Raw genomic sequence first — 18,526 nt, 5'->3', positions numbered from 1 at the left:
CGTATCTTTTCTTGCCAGCATCCATGATGCTGACAAAACGGGCCGCCCCGTAGGCTGTTCCTGTTTTTCCCGAGAGGGTGAACCGGTTCTGGTCATACGTTCCCCAGAATAATGAATTCATGAGTCTTTGATTAATATCGGGGTTCACGGATAAACCGTTCGATGCAAATTGCTCCATCCATTGTTGGAGATGGGCGGCGCTCACTTTTTCGTTACCGGCATGGGCGACATCCTGGAGGTTGTTTTTGAGCCAGTCTGTGGAGACTTTAGTTTGGAGGAATCCACTGCGGTTGACATAAGGAATGAATTTTTCGCGGCCAATTAATTTCACGACTTCGACAAAATAATCGTTACTGGAATAATACAATGCGTCGCGGAGCTTGAGTTTGCGCGGGGTGCCCTCGACATGTTTATCATGGCAGAGGATTTCAGTGTCTTGAGAAATGACATTTTCCTCGAGACCCACCCAAGCGATCACGATTTTAAAGGTGGAGGCAGGGGAATAAGGTGTGGTAAGGAGTTTAGAGTCAAGATGGTTTTCGGTTTGGAGGGAGGCATTGGTCACACCGATTTGCCTCCAGGAAAGCGCGAACGCTTGATCATCGGCCTTGAGGCTGCTAGTAAGGAGAAGCGTTAACCCAATTAATAGAGTGATTGAATTCCGTAACATAACCAAAACTTTCCCCGGACAGTCCCATCCGGCGTTAATTGATATTTCATTCCGTGTCGAGCGGGGGCAATTACTTGCCTTGCTCGGTTCCTCCGGCTCCGGTAAATCCACGTTACTCAAGACAGTCAACCTGCTTATCCACGATTTTCAAGGGGAGATTCTCATTCAAGGCAAAAATAACCGGGACTATGCATTGGGCACACTACGCAGGGAGTGCGGATTTGTCTTTCAAAACCATGGTCTTTTTCCCCATTTGACTGTCGGGGAGAATATCGCTTTGCCCATGCAAATTGCGGGGAAAAGCCCGGAGCAAATTGCGCGGCAGGTGGATAAATTATTGGTCGATGTGGAGTTACCCCCGCAGGAATATGCCCGGCGTTATCCCGACCAGCTATCCGGCGGCCAAGCCCAAAGGGTGGGGGTGGCCAGGGCTTTGGCCAATGACCCGGATATCCTACTGATGGATGAACCTTTTAGTGCCCTGGACGGGATTGTCCGTTCGGAGCTGCAGCAATTCGTCAGGCAATTACTCAAGCAGGGGTCCAAGACGATTATTTTCGTGACCCACGACCTGATGGAGGCATTGGAGATTGCTGACCAGATCGCCGTCCTGCATGAGGGGCGGCTGGAGCAAATTGCGCCCCCCACGGAAATGCTCGGGAATCCGGGGACGCCGTTTGTAGAATCGCTTTTTGAAAAGCCGCGGAGATTACTCCGGATATGAAATCATTCCTGCCTGTGTCCCCCCACGAGTTTGCCTTGCGGTTCCTAGAGCATGTCCAGCTTACCTTTTGTGCGGTATTTGCCGCACTTTTAATCGGGGTACCCTTGGGTGTGTGGTGTTACCGGTCGGCTTGGGCGAAACGGGTTGTTTTCCCGTTTGTGAATATTATCCAGACCATCCCGGGCTTGGCACTCTTGGCATTCCTCCTGCCCGTCATGGGGATCGGATTCGCCCCGGCCATCACGGCACTCATTATCTATTCCCTCCTGCCGATCGTCAGGAATACGGCCACGGGACTACAAGGGGTCGACCGGCAATTCCTCGCGGTGGGTGAGTCCTTGGGCATGGGCCCATTCCAGATACTCATGAAAGTGGAGTTCCCATTAGCTGCGCCCGTGATGATCGTGGGTATCCGGACTGCGACAGTCTGGTCGGTGGGGATCGCGACATTAAGCGCATTTATCGGGGCGGGTGGTCTCGGTGACTTTATTAACCGAGGACTGGCACTTAATAACAATGCCTTGCTCCTGACCGGGGCGATCCCCGCGGCACTCCTAGCGATAGGCCTAGATACTTTGATCGGTTATATGGAGGGCATGCGTTTGCCCCGGCTCAAAAAGGTATTCCCCGCCGTGGTAATCACCGCCATGATCCTCCTGGTCTCGACACCCTTAATCAAAAGGGCCATGGAGGGACCAGTCTTCACGGGAGGCAATGAAGGGCCGCGTAAATTGTGTATCGGCACAAAAAACTGGTCCGAACAATTGATTATCGGCGAGATCATAGCGCAATTGGCGGAGACAAAATACGGGGTCGCTGTGGAGCGGAAGTTTGGTTTCGGGAGTACGGATTTGATCGCGACTGCGCTCGAAAGGAATGAGATCGACCTGTATCCTGAATATTCCGGCACCGTTTGGTCCGTTCTTTTGAAAGAAAAGACCCCACCCGCGTCTATGCCGAAATTCGAGCAAATTGCCCGGCTCAATGAAGAGTGTGTGGACAAGCTCGGGTTAAAAATTATTTCCGAGCTAGGATTTGAAAATACTTATGCCCTAGCGGTCAGGAAAAAGGATGCACAGGAAAAGAAAATGACCACAATCGGCGACCTGCAAGGGCCGGGAAAAGAAATGGTCGCGGGATTCAATAGTGAATTCATCGGACGTGAGGACGGGTGGCCGGCCGTGAAAAAAGCTTACGGGATTGTCTTCAAAGATATCATTACCCTGGATGCCATGCTGGTGTATGAGGCGTTAAAAACCGGTAAAGTGGATGTGGCCTCGGTCTTTTCGACCGATGGGCGCATTGATGCATTCGGGTTTGTCCTTTTGGAAGATGACCGGAAAGTGTTCCCGGATTATTCTTGTATCCTCCTCGGTAACCAGCGGCCCGTGGTGAGTGCGGACATCATAAATGAATTAGGCCAGTGCCTGATGGGGCGGATTACCGCCGCAAAAATCCGACGGATGAATGCCGAGGTCGATATCGAGAAAAAATCCCCGGCTGAAGTCGCTCATCAGTTTTTAGAAGAAGAAGGGTTGATTCCTGCAAAGGTTCGGCTACCTTAATTTGTAATGCTTGACTTGGATTACCTTCAAAGACTACGGGACAAGTACGCGGATGAATTCGCGTCCAAAGTCCATAACTTCGAATTACGCAGTAAACATTTCGAGTTTGATGTGCGTCCCCATACGATGGGGGTCATTAATCTCTCGGCGGATTCTTGGTACCGGGAAACAGTTTCCCTGAGCCTAGATAGTGCCTTACAACGGGGACGGACCCTGATGGCCCATGGGGCGGATCTGATCGATATCGGGGCTGAGTCCACGCTCGCACACGCCGCACGGGTCGATCAGGTCACCCAACAAAGCAAATTGCTCCCGCTGATTACGACCCTTTCCGAGGAGGGAGCTCGGATTTCTGTCGAGACCTATCACCCCAGCGTGACGGAAGCCGCCCTAGATGAGGGGGCTTGTGTCCTAAATCTCACCGGTACGGAAAATCTTGAGGAACACTTTAAAATCGTGGCGGATTATGGTGCCGCAGTCATTATTTGTTATGTGCAGGGTACTAATGTCCGGGAAGTCGCCGATTTTGAATTTGCCGAGGATATCGTCTCCTCGATGTATGAATGGTTCGGGCCTAAGGTCGCCCTCGCGGAAAAATGCGGAGTGAAAAAAATCTTTATCGATCCGGGCCTCGGATTTTATTACCAGAATCTACAGGATAGTGCCGTTCGGGTGCGCCATCAGATGGAGGTTTTTTTGAATACATTTCGTCTTCGCAAGCTTGGATGGCCGACTTGCCATGCCTTGCCTCATGCGTTTGAGTATTTCCGTGAAGAGGTCAGGTGCGCGGAGCCTTTTATGGCGGTTCTTGCCCTTTTGGGGAAAACCGACCTGATCAGGACTCATGAGCTTCCCCGGATTAATGCCGTGATCGAAACCCTCCGGGTATTTTCCGCAAAATGAGGAGCGAACAACCGGTCGTACTGGTCACGGGAGCCGGTTCGGGATTAGGGAAATTCCTCGGCGAATCTTTTCTTAAAAAGGGATTTTTTGTTTTTGGACAATACCACCATTCAATCCCGGGTTATTTGTCCCCGGAATTTGTTTGCGCATCAGATTTATCACAGGAAAACGGGGCGAAAAAACTCGTGGCTCAATGCCTGGAAACCATGGGCAGGATCGATATCCTGATTAATAATGCAGGGGTTTATCATGAGAAGGGGATCGAAGAGTTAACCCCCGATGAATGGTTTGAAGGTTTTAATACCACCTCCACAGCCTGTTTTTTTACTACGAGGGCGGCTTTACCGGCATTGAGGGAAAGCAAATTGCGCCGGGTGATCAATATCGGGGATTCAAGTGCCGAACGTCTTTCAAAACGGGATTTAAGTATTTCCTATCATATCGGGAAAACCGGGGTTCTACTCCTGACAAAATCTTTTGCTGCTGCTGAAGCTTGCCACGGGGTCACGGTTAATATGGTGTCCCCCGGAATGCTGGAAAATAGCCTCGGCAAACCCCCTGCAAGTACCATGCCCATGGGCGGATTCACGCAATTTGCGGACATTTGGAATACGGTGGAGTTCCTGATTAAACCCGAAAGCGACCATATCACCGGCTCGAATATCATCGTCGGTGGCGGGTGGAATTTATAATCCTCCTCGGTCTATTTTTCCCCAGGGGGATAACAAGGCACATTTTCTGTGTGCCATTTACTTTCCCCCCCCCCCACACACACTTGTATGCCCCTTATTTGATATATCCGAGATAAAAACAGGCAAGGAGTGCGCTACCAAAAATGATGCGGTACCAGCCGAAGACCACAAATGTGTGGGTTTGGATGAATTTAAGGAGCCATTTAACGGCAAAAAAAGCGGCGATGGCGGAAGAGACGAACCCGATGCCCAGATCAGTCGCGGTGGACATGTCGAGGGCTCCCTCTTTATAAGCACTCAGGACCTCCAATGCTCCGGCGGCCAAGAGGGTGGGGATACCGACTAAAAAGGAGAATTCTGTGGCTTTCGGGCGAGACAAACCGAAGATCAGGGCCATCATGATCGTGGTGCCGGAACGGGAGGCGCCGGGGAAAGTGGCGGCGATTAACTGGCCCACGGCGACAAGAATGATAATGGTCCAGGTCAGGTCATCGGACAATTTGCGTTTTTTGAGCCAAGCTTCGACGGCCAAGATGATGATGCCCCCGATCAATGTCGCCCAAGCGACAGGTGCAATAGTTTCCGGGAGTTTGAAATGGAAAACTTTTTTCAGGATTAATCCTCCAATCCCGGTAATGATAAAACAAACGAGAAGCTTGAGTAGGTAATCAAAATTCTCCGGCTTTTTCCAGCCGAGGGCCAGATCCTTAGCTTTTTGAGTGAAGACCAGTAGAACGGCCAAAACGGCTCCGGTCTGGATAAAAACATTAAAAACATCAGGTTTATGCCCCAGAAAATGACCGGCGATCAGAAGGTGTCCGGTGGAGGAGATGGGGAGGAACTCGGTAATCCCCTCAATAATCCCATAGATGATGGTGGTGATGTATGGATGTAGCATGGACCCCTAGAGAAGCATTCATCACCCAGTGAGTCAAAAAAAAAGCCCTGCCGGAAAAATTCCGACAGGGTTTGTAATCTTGCCCCAATCCTTTTTAAAGGAAAGTTTAGATGGCTTTGTCGCCTTTTTCTTCCGTACGGATACGGATGGCCTGCTCGACCGGGATGACGAAGACTTTACCGTCCCCGATTTTGCCGGTCTGGGCTGACTTTACGATCGCCTCGATAGCCTTTTCGACGAGATCGTCGACGACGACCACTTCGATTTTGACTTTCGGGAGGAAATCAACCGTGTATTCGCTGCCACGGTAGATTTCTGTATGACCTTTTTGGCGTCCGAAACCTTTGACTTCGGATACGGTCATCCCTTCGATGCCGAGCTCAGACAGGGCGGCTTTCACCTCGTCGAGTTTAAAGGGTTTAATTATAGATTCGATTTTTTTCATTATATTAGCCTTTCAATGTTCAATTTATTTTTAGCTTAGAATGTAACTTTTTGTAAATGTTTATTGTTACATCTTACTGCTAGCTTCTTGGAAGTCGGGATAAGCCTCTGCTCCGTGTTCCCCAATATCCAAGCCTTCGATTTCTTCCTCTGCGCTGACGCGTAGACCCATGACAGCCTTAATGATTAAGAATAGTACAAAGGCGAAAATAAAGGTGAATAACCCGATAGCAATAACCCCTGTGAATTGGGACATTAATTGGGCCATGCCTTTTTTCGCACCGAAAAGGCCAACAGCGAGAGTTCCCCAAATACCGCAGGTCAAGTGAACTGATACAGCACCGACTGGATCGTCGAGCCTGATTTTATCCATGATGATAACGGAGAGAACAACAGCGATACCTGCTATCAAACCAATCAAGACAGCATCCATCGGTCCCATCTGGTCGGCACCAGCAGTGATCCCTACAAGACCAGCTAAAATTCCGTTGAGAGCCATGGATAAATCGGGCTTTTTGAAGATTATCCAAGAGGTAAGCATGGAGCCGATACCACCCGCTGAAGCGGCGATTGTAGTGGTGACAAGTGTAAGAGAGACAAGTCCGGGATCAGCTGAAAGAACCGATCCACCGTTGAATCCGAACCATCCTAACCAAAGAAGAAAGACACCGATTGTCGCCAATGGCATACTGTGACCGAGGATAGGGACAACTTTTCCATTTACGTATTTACCAATACGAGGTCCGAGAATGATGATACCTGCAAGAGCACCCCATCCACCGACAGAGTGAACAAGAGTTGAACCGGCAAAATCATAAAAGGGAGTTGAGAGAGTATTGAGCCAACCGTTACCCCATTTCCACATCCCTGTGATAGGATAAGAAATAGCGACGAAGATAGTCGCAAAAATCAGGAAGGAGGAAAGTTTGACGCGCTCTGCCACAGCACCAGAAACAATTGTAGCAGCAGTCGCAGCGAACATGGCTTGGAAGAGGAAGTCTGTCCAGTAGGTATAACCAGGATTGTAGGCGGACGTTAATCCACCATCTGGAAGAGAGATGCCGAATCCGGCAAATCCGAACCATTTTCCTGCAAAATCAGCACCGGGGTACATGAGGTTAAAACCAATGATGGCATAGGTTAGTACACCGATACCGGGAATAATTGCGTTTTTGAAGAGGATATTCACCGTATTTTTGGAACGGGTGAGCCCTGATTCCACGCAGGCAAATCCCAAGTGCATGATGAAAACCAATGCAGCAGCAATCATCATCCAGAGGTTATTAGTCATGAACATGGCATCAGCAACTGTTGGCCCCGCAACTTCTTCAGTGACATTATTTTCAACGACGACCGTTTCGTTAATGACTGCAGGTGCTGCAGGCGCGGTGGCGTCCTGGGCAAATACGCTGGCTGAGAGAAGGCAGACTCCCGCGATCAACAGCATGCGCATATATATTTTTGATTTTTCCATTTTTTTATCCTCTTCTTGATTTTAGTTTAGTGTTTTGAGTTGTGGTTAGATCGATTTTGTAGAGTGAGCAATCCTGATGCCAACTTTGCGAAATTCTGATGAATACATGCAGAATATTAAAAATAAATGACTTATGAATATTTTTAATGATCTATTCTGAGGATTTATTTCGAGAATGACGATGGATTGTTGTTTTTTGGGGAAAGCCTCTGGAATCTCTGAAGAAAGTTTTTACGTAGTAAATAACCTATTGCGTCATGATGACATATTGTTAGACTTCCGCTTCCGTGTCGAGAGAGAGAAACCAGCCGAAATGGCATCATAGTAAAGAAATTGTGGCGATTGTGGGGATCGGCCTCTGTGTCTTGCTGCTCTTGAGTATATACACCTACGATTCCGGGGATATTTCATTTTACATGTCGCCCCCGTATGATCCTCCCCATAATGCGGTTGGTTGGCTGGGAGCCCAATTAGGATTCATCTTCTTTTTCCTTTTTGGGGTTTCATCTTTTGTGGTGCCTTTTTTGTGCCTGATACCCGCGGTGAATCTGGTATTCCAGATTATTTATCCGGAATTAAAGAAGAACCCCTGGAGCTGGATCAAAGTCCTGTGGGCTTTTGTTTTTCTTTTTACTTTGGCTTGCCTTTCGCAACTTTTTTTCCCGCACTTGATGAAGTCGAACTATGGACTAGAAGGCAGCGGGGGATATATCGGGGTTCTATTTGTCGGTGGCATTTTTTTCCCCCTTTTGGGTAAGTCCGGTGCGGCCATTATTTTAGGGATTACTTATCTCATCAGCCTGGTGATGATGCTGGAGTTTAAACCCATTACCCTGACCATCGAGAGTTTCCGGTGGGTGCGGGATTATATCCGTAACCGCGAGGATATGCGGATTGAACGGGAAGAAGATCCGAGGGAACGGGTAAAGCTGATGCGTAAACGGGCTGAGCGACTGTCAAAAGAGGCTGAGAAACTCTCTAAATCCAAGCAGCGTGAGATTGACGAGGAAATCTTGAGGCAGGAAGAGGCGATTCGAATGGAGGAAAGGGAGGCTGCAATGATCCAAGCAGAGGCCGTGCCCCAGCCACCACCGCAGATTATTGATACAACGATTTCGCCAGTGAGAAAGAAAATTTCTGAGGATGGGGATGAGGATGCTCCGGATGAAATTCCGGGTGATGATGATCAGGTGGGGGCAAAAGCCATGAAAGCGTCTGGAAAAGATCGCAAAACCCCTGTGGGTGGGCGTTCACTCTCGAAGGAACCTGTTCCTGCTGTTACTTTGGCTAATGTTTCTTATAAGAATTATGAGTTGCCCTCATTGGATTTGCTCCAGACGCCCCCGGTACCGGTGGGGACTCCTGTTTCAAATGAAATAGAACTCCTCGGGCAGGCAGACATCTTGGTTAATACACTAAAACAATTTGGCATCACGGTTTATCAAAGGACGATTACCAAAGGCCCGACGATAACGCGTTTCGAGCTGGAGCCTGAGGCCGGGGTGAAGCTTGAGAAGATTGTTTCCCTCGAGAAAAATATGGCCATGGCACTCCAGGCGGAGGCGATTAATATCCTCGCGCCGATCCCCGGGAAAAATACCGTCGGTGTCGAGGTGGCAAACTCCAAAAAAGTAACCGTCTTTTTCACCGACCTCCTGACTTCCGATACGTGGGTGAATTCCAAAGCGAAAATCCCCGTGGCCTTAGGCAAGGATGTGTACGGGAATATTGTCGTCGGGGACTTGGCTGAAATGCCGCATGTGCTCGTCGCGGGAACCACGGGTTCGGGTAAATCGGTGTGTATCAGTTCGATTATCCTGAGTATGCTTTATAAGTTTTCCCCCGAGAACCTACGTTTGATCATGATTGATCCTAAGGTAGTGGAGATGCAGGTGTATAACAAATTGCCCCACTTAGTCGTCCCCGTCGTGACAGACCCGAAAAAAGTCATCCGGGCCTTACAATGGGTGGTGAGGGAAATGGAAAAACGTTACCAGATTTTCGCCGCTGTCGGGGTCCGTAATATCTCGACATTTAATGACCGTCCCAAGCCGAAGATTCCTATTCCCGAGCCCTTAGATCTCCAAGAAGTGCTCGAAAAAGAAGACGATGAGGATGGTGCGGGGGAAGGGGCCCTTGGGCACAAAGAGCAGGAGCCAGAGGTATTACCGATCGTCGTCCCTCGGGATGATGATTTGATTATTCCTGATAAGATGCCCTACATCGTCGTGATTATTGATGAGTTAGCCGACCTGATGCAGACGGCCCCAGCAGATGTCGAGAGTTTGATCGCGCGTATCACACAAATGGCCCGGGCCGCCGGGATCCATATGCTCATCGCGACCCAGACACCACGGGCTGATGTGGTGACCGGTGTGATCAAAGCCAATGTACCGACGCGTATCGCCCTCCAAGTGGCATCAAAACTGGATTCCCGTGTCATTCTCGATGCCAACGGGGCGGACAAATTGCTCGGGAAAGGGGATATGCTCTACCTGCCGCCGGGTTCCTCAAAGCTTATCCGTGCCCAGGGAGCCTATATCACGGATGAGGAAGTTTCTGCTGTCGTGGATTATATTAGTAAACAAGCCCCGGCGCTTTTTGAACCGGAAGTCCACAGCCGCCTCGAAAAGGACGATGCCGATGGTTCTGAAATCACCGATGAGGATAAACGGCTCGTCCAGCAATGTCTGGAAATTGCCCTCCAAGAAGGGAGGGCCTCCACTTCTCTCTTGCAGAGACGCTTGAGACTGGGGTATACACGCGCTGCCAGAATTATGGATATTTTTGAAGATTATGCTATAGTCGGTCCGAAAGACGGAGCTAAAGACAGGGAAATCCTTGTTGATCTCAATAACCCGGATGAATTCCGGCGGATCGAGGCTTTATTTGATTAACCGGATGAAACGATGGATACAGTAGGTCAAAAAATAAAAAAACAGAGGGAATCTCGTAATTTATCCTTGGCGATGGCAGCCAAGGCGACGAAAATACGTGCTGAAAGGCTAGCCGAGATGGAGGAGGATAACTTCTCCAAAATCAATGGGCTGCGTTATCAGAGGGAATTCGTCCGTACTTATGCGAAATACCTCAAGATGGATGCCAATGAACTTGTTTTGGAGTTCAATGAACAATTTGGTTATGAAGCAGAGGATTATGGGACTATTAATCTGAATAGCCCGGTGCGGCCTGTGGTTGCCGTTACCCGTGAGGTCCGCCTCAAGCCTGTGGCCATTCTTTATATCGTGGTGGGTCTAGTGATCTTATTGGTCTTGTTGCCGATCCTTATCAACCTTTGGCGTGTAGGCGTTTTTAAAATACCCACAAAAGTGACCCCAGAGGTCGTGGTGAGCGGGGGGAGTATCCCTCATCCTGCCGTGCGAGCTCCCCTAGGCCAGCCCGGTGTGCCTGTGGCAGTGACGTCAAATGCTCAGGGTGCGGTTATTGCCCTTCCCACCAATGTCGTCGCACAAGTCCCTGTCGTCCCGGTAAAAAATAAACTCGCGATCAGGGCCTCGGACGATTGTTGGATACGCGTCACCCTCGACGGACAAACCGATGAGAATGATGGCGGCTTTATTCTGGATAGCGACACTCAAAAAGAATTCGAAGCGGAGAAATTCACCGTGGAAGTTTTTAATCCCTCGCTTGTGACGATTCTTTATAATGGTCAGGAAGTGGCTAACTCTAATCAGGGTACGGAACCTAAAACAATTAATTTACCCTAATGAAAAATAATCAAGCAGAACTCAATCCTACCACAGCCCAATCCGAAAAAGTCAAAGTCGGGATGGTTTCGCTGGGTTGCGCCAAGAATCTAGTCGACGCCGAGATTATGCTCGGAAAAATCCGCGATGCAGGTATGGAGATTACACCTGACCCGGATACAGCGGATGTCATTATTGTGAATACCTGTTCATTCATCGATAAAGCTAAGGAAGAGTCGATCGATAATATCTTCGAGATGAATCAAAAACGTGGGGGTTCAAAAAAACATAAGAACCAAACGCTGATCATGTCGGGGTGTATGGCACAGCGTTTTGCCGGGGAGCTGCAAAAAGAGATTCCGGAAGTCGACGCTTTTATGGGGATCGACCAGGTCGAGCAAGTCGCCGAGATTATCAATCAGGCACGTGCCCGCAGGGGACACGTGGTCGAAGCGGATAGAGTCCAGGCCTCGAAAGTAGGCAAATCGGGGACAGCCGCGCCCGCGCAAGTTCCGCCACAAGACCCGCTTAATTTCGTGACTCGTAAACCGGTTTATATCCCCGATTATTCTACTCCCCGTGTGCGACTGACACCCGACCATTTTGCTTATGTAAAAATCGGTGAGGGCTGTAACCACCCTTGTTCCTTTTGTATTATCCCTCAAATGCGAGGGAAACACCGCAGTCGTACCTTGGACTCGATTGTACAGGAAGCACGGCAGCTCGTGGAGTCAGGGGTCAAGGAGCTTGACTTGATTTCGCAGGATACCACCTTTTGGGGGAAAGATTTGAAAGGTGAGGGAACCTATCGATTACCCGATTTGCTGGAGGCTCTCAATGATATTCCGGGAGATTTCTGGATACGCACCCTTTACACACATCCTTATCATTGGAGTGATGAGTTAATCACGGCCATGGCACGCTTGCCGAAAGTGGCTAAATATATCGATATGCCGTTACAACATATTGATGACGGAATGCTTTTGCCCATGCGCAGGGAGACATCATCCCAGTATATCCGGGACTTGATTAAAAAAATCAGGGCGGGCATTCCCGGTATTGCCATCCGCACGACTTTTATTGTCGGATTCCCCGGTGAAACAGATGAATATTTCCAGACGCTCCTCGATTTTATGGAGGAAACAAGGTTTGAACGGCTCGGGGTATTTACTTATTCGCAGGAAGACGGGACACGCGCTGGAAAAATGGAAGCCCAGATCGATGACCGCACGAAAAAAAGTCGTTACAAAAAAGCGATGAAACTCCAGCGACGTATTGCCGCCGAGATTTCCCAATCCCAGATCGGGCGCGAAATCCTCGCCCTGATCGATAAGGACGGGGTCGCCCGCGGACAATGGGATGCTCCTGATATCGACGGACGCATCTTGATCCCGGAAGGTTCAGCCAAAGTCGGTGAATTCCGCAGGATAAAGATTATTGGTGCTTTGGATTATGACCTGATGGGTCAACCGGTTTAAGAATCCGTGTCTCAGAGATCACGTGCGGAAGAGTGGATTTTTTGCCAAAAAATGACCGAGGACATGATTCTTTGTTTTGAGTCATTTGCCCGTGGTTGATCGTCTCAGAGGGTAGAATAGGGACTTTTTATGAACTCTTTTAAACTCCTGCGTTGACGATTGGGGCAAAAGGTCTTAGTCAAGAAAGGGAACTGAGGAACCATGAATTTACCCAATAAACTGACTATATCCCGTTTTTTCATCACCATCGTATTCACGATCTTGGTATTGGGGAATTATACCTACAGTGCGTCGGTGGCTGTCATTGTCTTTTTTATTGGTATGGTGACTGATTATATCGACGGGATTATTGCGCGGAGCCGGAATTTAAAAACCGATTTTGGAGCCCTGATGGATCCTTTGGCCGATAAGGTCATGGTCTGTGCGGCTTTTGTGAGTTTTGTCGCGCGGGGGCAATTAGGGCCTTTTGGTGCTTATTTTGTGATTATTGTGATCTCCCGTGAATTCCTGATTACGGGGCTGAGGATTTTAGCAGGAGCGAGGGGCCAGATCATTTCCGCAGACCGTCTAGGCAAACATAAAACAGCTTGGCAGATGATCACGATTATCGTCGTGCTCTTGCGTAGTGCCCTTGATGAGATTATGGGGCCGAGTGATCCCGAGTGGTTAGATGGGGTCCTCCAGATGTTTACGTGGGGCGTCTATGTCACCATGGCTATCACCATCGCCCTGACGGTTTATTCAGGTTTTGCTTATATGATGAAAAATAAGGAACTCTGGTCAAAAAACAACTAGCCGGAGACGGGGGATTCCGGCACCATAAACTTTATGGAAGAGTGGAATATACAATCTAGGTCGCGGGTTTGTGCGGGAACCGGTAAATCATTCGAGGAAGCGGAGCAAATTGTTTCGATGCTTTTCTTGGGGAAGAATGGTTATGAACGTAAGGATTATTGCCAACAAGCTTGGCGCGAATTGATCACCACTCCGGACACAGCTCCAAATTCTTATTGGCAGACGAAATTTTTCACCCCTCCACCCCCTCCACCCGATGCCTTAAAAAAGGATGATGCCGAGGGAATGTTACGCCAGTTGATCGAACGTAATGAAGAGTCCACAGTCATGACCCGTTATATCCTCGCCATTATGCTCGAGCGCAAACGTATCCTGAAACAAATCGATACGTTTATGAATGACCTACTTGGCAAGGTGATTGTTTATGAGCATCTCAAGAGCGGGGAATCCTTTACGATTGCCGATCCTGACTTGCGCCTCGACCAGATTATGGATGTGCAGAAGGAAGTGATCGCCATGCTTGGTGGTAAAGCCCCTTCCTCTGCCACCAAGAATGACCAGCCGGCGCCAGTGGCTCCTGCTGAGCCAGAGACGACTACTACCCCTGTTGATCCGCCCGCACAATAGTGTGCTTGTGCCCGTGGGATGGAAGTGAGGGATGAAATATGTTTTTAATACTCAAATCCTCTATTGCAAAATTGATCTATCAGGATTTCCTAAAGACACACCCAGTCTTGAAATGTCCCCAGTGCGGTTTGCAGGCCGGTTTACTTGAATGGATAAAATCCCGATCAGATCTCAGAAAGCTTCCAGACGGTCCAGTCGCCAAACCTGAGGGGACAAAAATCATGATCCAGGATTTGCCCGATGACGAACAGGTTTACCGGATCCCTCGGGCCGGGAAATTCGGCGCCTCTACGGGGTTTGGGATCCTGTGGACGGCTTTTTCATTTATCTTCGTTTTTGTGTTTATCTTTGGTGGTGCAGCCCAAAGGGGGGATATTCCGTTTTTTGTTTATGGAATCCTGATCCTTTTTCCTACCATCGGATTAGGGGTGATTTATGCCGGACTCCTGCAGAATTTGTCGAAACGGATGCTTTACATCGGCCATCAAACTGTCCGCATCCAGACAGACCTTTTTGGATGGGAAAAAGTCAACGACATCCCGACAGTATCGGTGAGTTTCGTCGGTAGGATGACTTTTTATACACAAAATCACCAGCCGGTTTATGGAATAGAAATTAATGCCAGCGGACGCAGGATCCGTTTCGGCAGTGCCCTCACGGATTCCGAGCAAAAATGGTTATGCCAAGAGATCAAAGACAGGATCAAACACCTTCATCCCGAAAACAAATTGCTCTCGTAAAAACGCCTGCGTGCTCCCAGCAATTTGCCCAATGAGCCGATGGAAAATCCCCTAATTTTTCAGCCAGATATAGAAATTTAGGTAAGAGGCGAACCCGACCCAGATGAGGTAGGGGAAGAGGAGGATGGCGGCCACACGGTGGACCGGCATAAAAAGGATGATCATCAGGAGGATCGTGGTAAAAAGAAGGATAATATCTACAAGGGCGTAAGAGGGGCTCTGGAGGCCAAAAAAAAGATAACTCCAAAGTCCGTTTAATACGAGGTGGAAAAGGAAAAGGGTTAGCAGTGCCCAAGTTTTTTTGATGTCACCAGATATCCAGATGAGCCAAGCCGAGATACCCATGAGCAGATAAAGGGTCGTCCAGACTGGGGCAAATATCCACGGGGGCGGATTGAGTGGGGATTTAATGATTGTGGCATACCATGCATCCGGACGGACAAAAACAGCAGTTAATGACGGTAAAAAGCTGATGATAATCCAAAGCACTAGCCCACCGAATTTCACGAGGGATTTATTCATTCACTTTCCCTCCGGGAGTCTGGGCTATTCATTCTCAAGTTGTTTCCGGGCCTCGTTGATTTGTTCGAGTTGTTCTTTGGAGACTTTGGGGAATTCCAGTTTCTGGCGTTCGATATGGGTAATAACGATATCGGCGACTGCTGAGCGGGTGAACCACTTTTTATTAGCGGGAATCACATACCATGGGGCCCATTCCGTGCTGGTAGCACTGAGCATTTCCTCATAGGCCTGCATGTATTGGTCCCAGAAACCGCGTTCACGCAGGTCGGCCGCTGAGAATTTCCAGTGTTTTTCCTCTTTATTCAGACGGTCGAGGAATCTTCCTTTTTGTTCTGTTTTGGAGAGGTTTAAGAAGAATTTGATAATGACAGTGCCTGTATTGGTTAAGTGTTTTTCGAAGGCATTAATATCATCATAACGGCTTTTCCAGAAATCCTTATCATACTTTTTTACGGGCAGTTTTTGGGCATCAAGGAAATTTGTATGTACCCGAGTGACGAGCACTTCTTCATAATAAGAACGGTTAAAAATACCGAGTTTTCCTTTTTCTGGGGCGTGTTTGGCATATCGCCAGAGGAAATTATGGCTGACGTCCTCGGAGGAGGGGGTTTTGAAGCTGCTCACATTGCACCCCTGGGGATTGACTCCACTCATGACATGCTTAATCGCACCATCTTTACCGGCAGCATCCATCGCTTGGAAAATGATTAACCCGGCCCCGCGGGCATTGGCATAAATCATTTCCTGGGCTTCAGCCAGTGCCTCTTTGTCTTCTGCTAATGCCTTTAAAGCTTCTTCTTTGTCTTTAAAGTCTGCGGTGTAATCAGGATCGTAGTCCGAGAGTTTGATTTTTTTGTCACTGGGAACGAGGAATTTTGAGTGGTCGAATCGATGGGAGTGTTTCATAAAAAATGGGAGCTACTCTTATTGTAGGATAAAACACCGATTTTTAAAGTGGAAAGATTATTTTTATGCCTCTTATATAAGTCAGCCCTATGTGTGCCCGATTTGAATTCAAGTCTACTTCCTTTGCTGGGTTCCATCCGGAACTCTTAAAATTGATGGATGACCTACTGAAGGAAGAATATTACCCTTCGGAGAAGATTCCATTTATCAACGCCTATGGAGGGGTGGTGATGGGTGAATGGGGCTTTCGCCCAGCGTGGGGAAAACAACTCCTCATTAATGCCCGATCTGAGACACTTTTACAGAAAGAAGTATTTAGGCCTTTGCTCGATCACCCCTGTGCAGTCCCGGCGACCGCATATTTTGAATGGCTCACGTCAGGAAAACAAAAAATCAAACACAGGATTTTCCTGCCAAATGCAGAATCTTTTTTCCTGGCCGGCCTTCATTCCCCCGAAGGACGGTTTGTCTTATTAACCAAGTCGGCAGAACAATCAATTAGCGCGATCCACGATCGGATGCCCGTGATCCTTAAAAGGGATTCTTACTCCGAATGGGTCACTCCGGACTATGGAAGGCGTTTGGCCTTGCTGGAATCCGCTAAAAAGGGGATACATTACACGAATGCTCGGTCCATGGCTTTGCCGGCCGCTGTGAAACCTGCCCCCGGTGGACAAATGTCTTTTTTTTAACGATTAGAGATTGGAGTCGTCCTGCCAACCTTGCATGAGCTCAATGCGGTTACCATCAGGATCAGAAAAGAAACAAATTTTCAGTCCAGGAATGGTTCCCGAACAATCTATGATGTCGTCATGTTTGATGTCTTCGTCTTCAAGGGCCTTTACACTTGCCTCGATATTTGGCACCTCAAATGCCAGATGACTGAATCCTACGGGTTGGGGTGCGCCGGATTTTGTGCGGTCACCTTCCGCAGCACTAAAAAGCTCAATACAAGTCGCCCCCAGTCGTAACATGACAAATTCATTTGGTTCCCCGGCATGAAAAATGCGGACACGTTTGAATCCGAAATGTTTGGTGTAGAAATCTTCCAGGATTTGTTTGTTCCGGCAATTGAAGGCGATATGTTGTATGATATTCATGTTTTCATATACTCTAGTCGCTGAAGAGGGGAGATCAATGAAGATTCGCCCGGGAAATTTTCTTTTTCGTCGGCTGTTTTTTCTGGGATGCAGTCTTTTTCTTCTTTACGGTGGTACTCCTTTTGCTCCTGAGCGCCACATCAATGGCTTTAAGGGCCCATTGCTTTAATTCCACACTATTATCCAAGACACCGGGGGGAATCTCATAATAACTCATGGTTGCTTTTCCCCGGGAGCTTTCATAAACAAAAGGCCCCATCCCAGCGGCTTCAAAATCCGGTTTCGTATTCCTATCAGCCTTTAAGTAAAGTCGGCCCTCGGCCAATATCCCGAAAAAGACCTCATCCTGATAAAGTCCATGCCCGCCAAACATCGCTTGTGCCCGCACCTCGGGTAACCGCGACAGTTGCTCCAAGACAAAATCCTTAAAAGAATGGTCATGCATGGAGTGAAAAATACTTTTCCACCGCGCAATTTGCAACCTCCTAAAACAAATCGCCTTGCACGAGAGGTTTACCAGCAGGCGGGGGGGATCGGAGGGGGAGGAGCTCGTCGGAGGTGCCGGACTTGATCTCGGACTGGGCAAATTGCCCGAGGAGTTCTTTGAGTTCGGAGGTAGAGTATTCTTGTTTGATTTTGGCGATTTCGGTATTGGCGAGTTCATCACACTTTTCGTTACCGGCATCCCCAGCATGACCTTTTACCCATTGCCAGGAGATTTTATGGTGTGTGGTCGCCTCGTCTAATGCAATCCAGAGGTCAGCATTTTTTACGGGTTGCCGTGCTTTGGTTTTCCAGCCATTACGTTTCCAGAGCCTGATCCATTCAGTGACCCCATTCCTCAGGTAGGATGAATCCGTGAAGAGTACGACATCACAAGGTTCTTTGAGGCTTTTGAGGGCTTCCAAGGCGGCGGTGAGTTCCATCCGGTTATTGGTCGTCGCGGGACATCCCCCACTGATTGTGCGGGAGTTGCCCGCATGGGAGAGGGTCGCCGCCCAGCCACCGGGGCCGGGATTACCGTGGCATCCGCCATCAGTGTGAATGATGATTTTTTTCATGATGAGGGGAGGGGCGGGCTCTTGCGTTTTTTCATCGGGATGATCTTACGGGCATTTGGTCCGGTATAAACCTGGCGGGGCCGTGCGATCCGGGAGTCGGGGTCTTCTGTCATTTCCAGCCATTGGGCGATCCAGCCCGGTAAACGCCCGATAGCAAACATCACGGTGAACATATTTGTCGGGATCCCCATCTCGCGGTAAGTGAGCCCAGTGTAGAAAT

General features: G+C 48.8%; 21 protein-coding genes. 11 read left to right on the top strand and 10 right to left on the bottom strand.

Annotation, left to right across the window (positions count from 1 at the left end):
• The coding region (locus tag SGI98_07860) for a penicillin-binding transpeptidase domain-containing protein (protein ID MDZ4743316.1) at positions 1-670 on the bottom strand (670 nt) is incomplete at its 3' end.
• Between SGI98_07860 and SGI98_07855 the strand changes: the two genes are divergently transcribed.
• The 4 genes from SGI98_07855 to SGI98_07840 are packed head-to-tail and all read left to right on the top strand — an operon-like array spanning position 651 to position 4,554.
• Positions 651-1,394 carry an ATP-binding cassette domain-containing protein gene (locus tag SGI98_07855; protein ID MDZ4743315.1) on the top strand — a complete coding sequence of 248 codons (744 nt, stop codon included), beginning with the start codon at positions 651-653 and terminating at the stop codon, positions 1,392-1,394. The genes SGI98_07860 and SGI98_07855 overlap by 20 nt on opposite strands.
• Positions 1,391-2,959, top strand: coding sequence for a glycine betaine ABC transporter substrate-binding protein (locus SGI98_07850; GenBank protein ID MDZ4743314.1), 1,569 nt, complete (start codon positions 1,391-1,393; stop codon positions 2,957-2,959). Before SGI98_07855 ends, SGI98_07850 begins: the two co-directional genes overlap by 4 nt.
• A gap of 6 nt (positions 2,960-2,965) precedes the next feature.
• On the top strand, positions 2,966-3,862 hold the full coding sequence (locus SGI98_07845; protein ID MDZ4743313.1) for a dihydropteroate synthase: 897 nt from the start codon (positions 2,966-2,968) through the stop codon (positions 3,860-3,862).
• Positions 3,859-4,554: an SDR family NAD(P)-dependent oxidoreductase gene (locus tag SGI98_07840; protein ID MDZ4743312.1), complete on the top strand. Its 696-nt coding sequence runs from the start codon at positions 3,859-3,861 to the stop codon at positions 4,552-4,554. The genes SGI98_07845 and SGI98_07840 overlap by 4 nt, the downstream gene beginning before the upstream one ends.
• A 94-nt stretch (positions 4,555-4,648) precedes the next feature.
• On the opposite strand, the gene SGI98_07835 is transcribed toward SGI98_07840, so the two are convergent.
• From SGI98_07835 to SGI98_07825, 3 genes are all read right to left on the bottom strand, one after another.
• Positions 4,649-5,452 carry an undecaprenyl-diphosphate phosphatase gene (locus SGI98_07835; GenBank protein ID MDZ4743311.1) on the bottom strand — a complete coding sequence of 268 codons (804 nt, stop codon included), beginning with the start codon at positions 5,450-5,452 and terminating at the stop codon, positions 4,649-4,651.
• A gap of 106 nt (positions 5,453-5,558) precedes the next feature.
• A complete protein-coding gene (locus tag SGI98_07830) occupies positions 5,559-5,897 on the bottom strand; it encodes a P-II family nitrogen regulator (GenBank protein ID MDZ4743310.1) in 339 nt (112 codons plus the stop codon).
• A 66-nt stretch (positions 5,898-5,963) separates the two neighbouring features.
• Entirely contained in the window at positions 5,964-7,193 is a 1,230-nt protein-coding gene (locus SGI98_07825; protein MDZ4743309.1) for an ammonium transporter, read from the bottom strand.
• 464 nt (positions 7,194-7,657) lie between these two features.
• Here SGI98_07825 and SGI98_07820 point away from each other — a divergent pair, with 464 nt between their 5' ends.
• From SGI98_07820 to SGI98_07795, 6 genes are all read left to right on the top strand, one after another.
• Positions 7,658-10,267 carry a DNA translocase FtsK gene (locus SGI98_07820; GenBank protein ID MDZ4743308.1) on the top strand — a complete coding sequence of 870 codons (2,610 nt, stop codon included), beginning with the start codon at positions 7,658-7,660 and terminating at the stop codon, positions 10,265-10,267.
• 12 nt (positions 10,268-10,279) lie between these two features.
• On the top strand, positions 10,280-11,098 hold the full coding sequence (locus tag SGI98_07815) for a helix-turn-helix domain-containing protein (protein MDZ4743307.1): 819 nt from the start codon (positions 10,280-10,282) through the stop codon (positions 11,096-11,098).
• A complete protein-coding gene (gene rimO, locus SGI98_07810; GenBank protein ID MDZ4743306.1) occupies positions 11,098-12,555 on the top strand; it encodes a 30S ribosomal protein S12 methylthiotransferase RimO in 1,458 nt (485 codons plus the stop codon). The genes SGI98_07815 and rimO overlap by 1 nt, the downstream gene beginning before the upstream one ends.
• 201 nt (positions 12,556-12,756) lie before the next feature.
• Positions 12,757-13,350, top strand: coding sequence for a CDP-diacylglycerol--glycerol-3-phosphate 3-phosphatidyltransferase (gene pgsA, locus SGI98_07805; protein MDZ4743305.1), 594 nt, complete (start codon positions 12,757-12,759; stop codon positions 13,348-13,350).
• 33 nt (positions 13,351-13,383) lie between these two features.
• Complete coding sequence (locus tag SGI98_07800; protein ID MDZ4743304.1) at positions 13,384-13,977, top strand: hypothetical protein; 594 nt, start codon at positions 13,384-13,386, stop codon at positions 13,975-13,977.
• A gap of 38 nt (positions 13,978-14,015) precedes the next feature.
• Complete coding sequence (locus SGI98_07795) at positions 14,016-14,717, top strand: hypothetical protein (GenBank protein ID MDZ4743303.1); 702 nt, start codon at positions 14,016-14,018, stop codon at positions 14,715-14,717.
• A gap of 51 nt (positions 14,718-14,768) precedes the next feature.
• Here SGI98_07795 and SGI98_07790 read toward each other — a convergent pair whose 3' ends face one another.
• Positions 14,769-15,239: a TspO/MBR family protein gene (locus tag SGI98_07790; GenBank protein ID MDZ4743302.1), complete on the bottom strand. Its 471-nt coding sequence runs from the start codon at positions 15,237-15,239 to the stop codon at positions 14,769-14,771.
• Positions 15,240-15,263: 24 nt separating this feature from the next.
• A complete protein-coding gene (locus SGI98_07785; protein MDZ4743301.1) occupies positions 15,264-16,145 on the bottom strand; it encodes a polyphosphate kinase 2 family protein in 882 nt (293 codons plus the stop codon).
• A 155-nt stretch (positions 16,146-16,300) separates the two neighbouring features.
• Between SGI98_07785 and SGI98_07780 the strand changes: the two genes are divergently transcribed.
• A complete protein-coding gene (locus SGI98_07780; GenBank protein ID MDZ4743300.1) occupies positions 16,301-16,837 on the top strand; it encodes an SOS response-associated peptidase family protein in 537 nt (178 codons plus the stop codon).
• Between the two features lie 3 nt (positions 16,838-16,840).
• Here the strand turns inward: SGI98_07780 and SGI98_07775 are convergent, their stop codons facing one another.
• From SGI98_07775 to SGI98_07760, 4 genes are all read right to left on the bottom strand, one after another.
• Complete coding sequence (locus tag SGI98_07775) at positions 16,841-17,245, bottom strand: VOC family protein (GenBank protein ID MDZ4743299.1); 405 nt, start codon at positions 17,243-17,245, stop codon at positions 16,841-16,843.
• 34 nt (positions 17,246-17,279) lie between these two features.
• A complete protein-coding gene (locus tag SGI98_07770; protein MDZ4743298.1) occupies positions 17,280-17,690 on the bottom strand; it encodes a TfoX/Sxy family protein in 411 nt (136 codons plus the stop codon).
• A 40-nt stretch (positions 17,691-17,730) separates the two neighbouring features.
• A complete protein-coding gene (gene rnhA, locus SGI98_07765; GenBank protein MDZ4743297.1) occupies positions 17,731-18,306 on the bottom strand; it encodes a ribonuclease HI in 576 nt (191 codons plus the stop codon).
• On the bottom strand, positions 18,303-18,526 hold a 224-nt coding region (locus SGI98_07760; GenBank protein ID MDZ4743296.1), incomplete at its 5' end, for a citrate/2-methylcitrate synthase. The genes rnhA and SGI98_07760, both read right to left, overlap by 4 nt.

Source organism: Verrucomicrobiota bacterium, from assembly GCA_034440155.1.
Taxonomy (GTDB): Bacteria; Verrucomicrobiota; Verrucomicrobiia; order JAWXBN01; family JAWXBN01; genus JAWXBN01.
The sequence above is the reverse complement of the archived record's forward strand: the minus strand, read 5'-3'. Positions and strand labels throughout refer to the sequence as shown.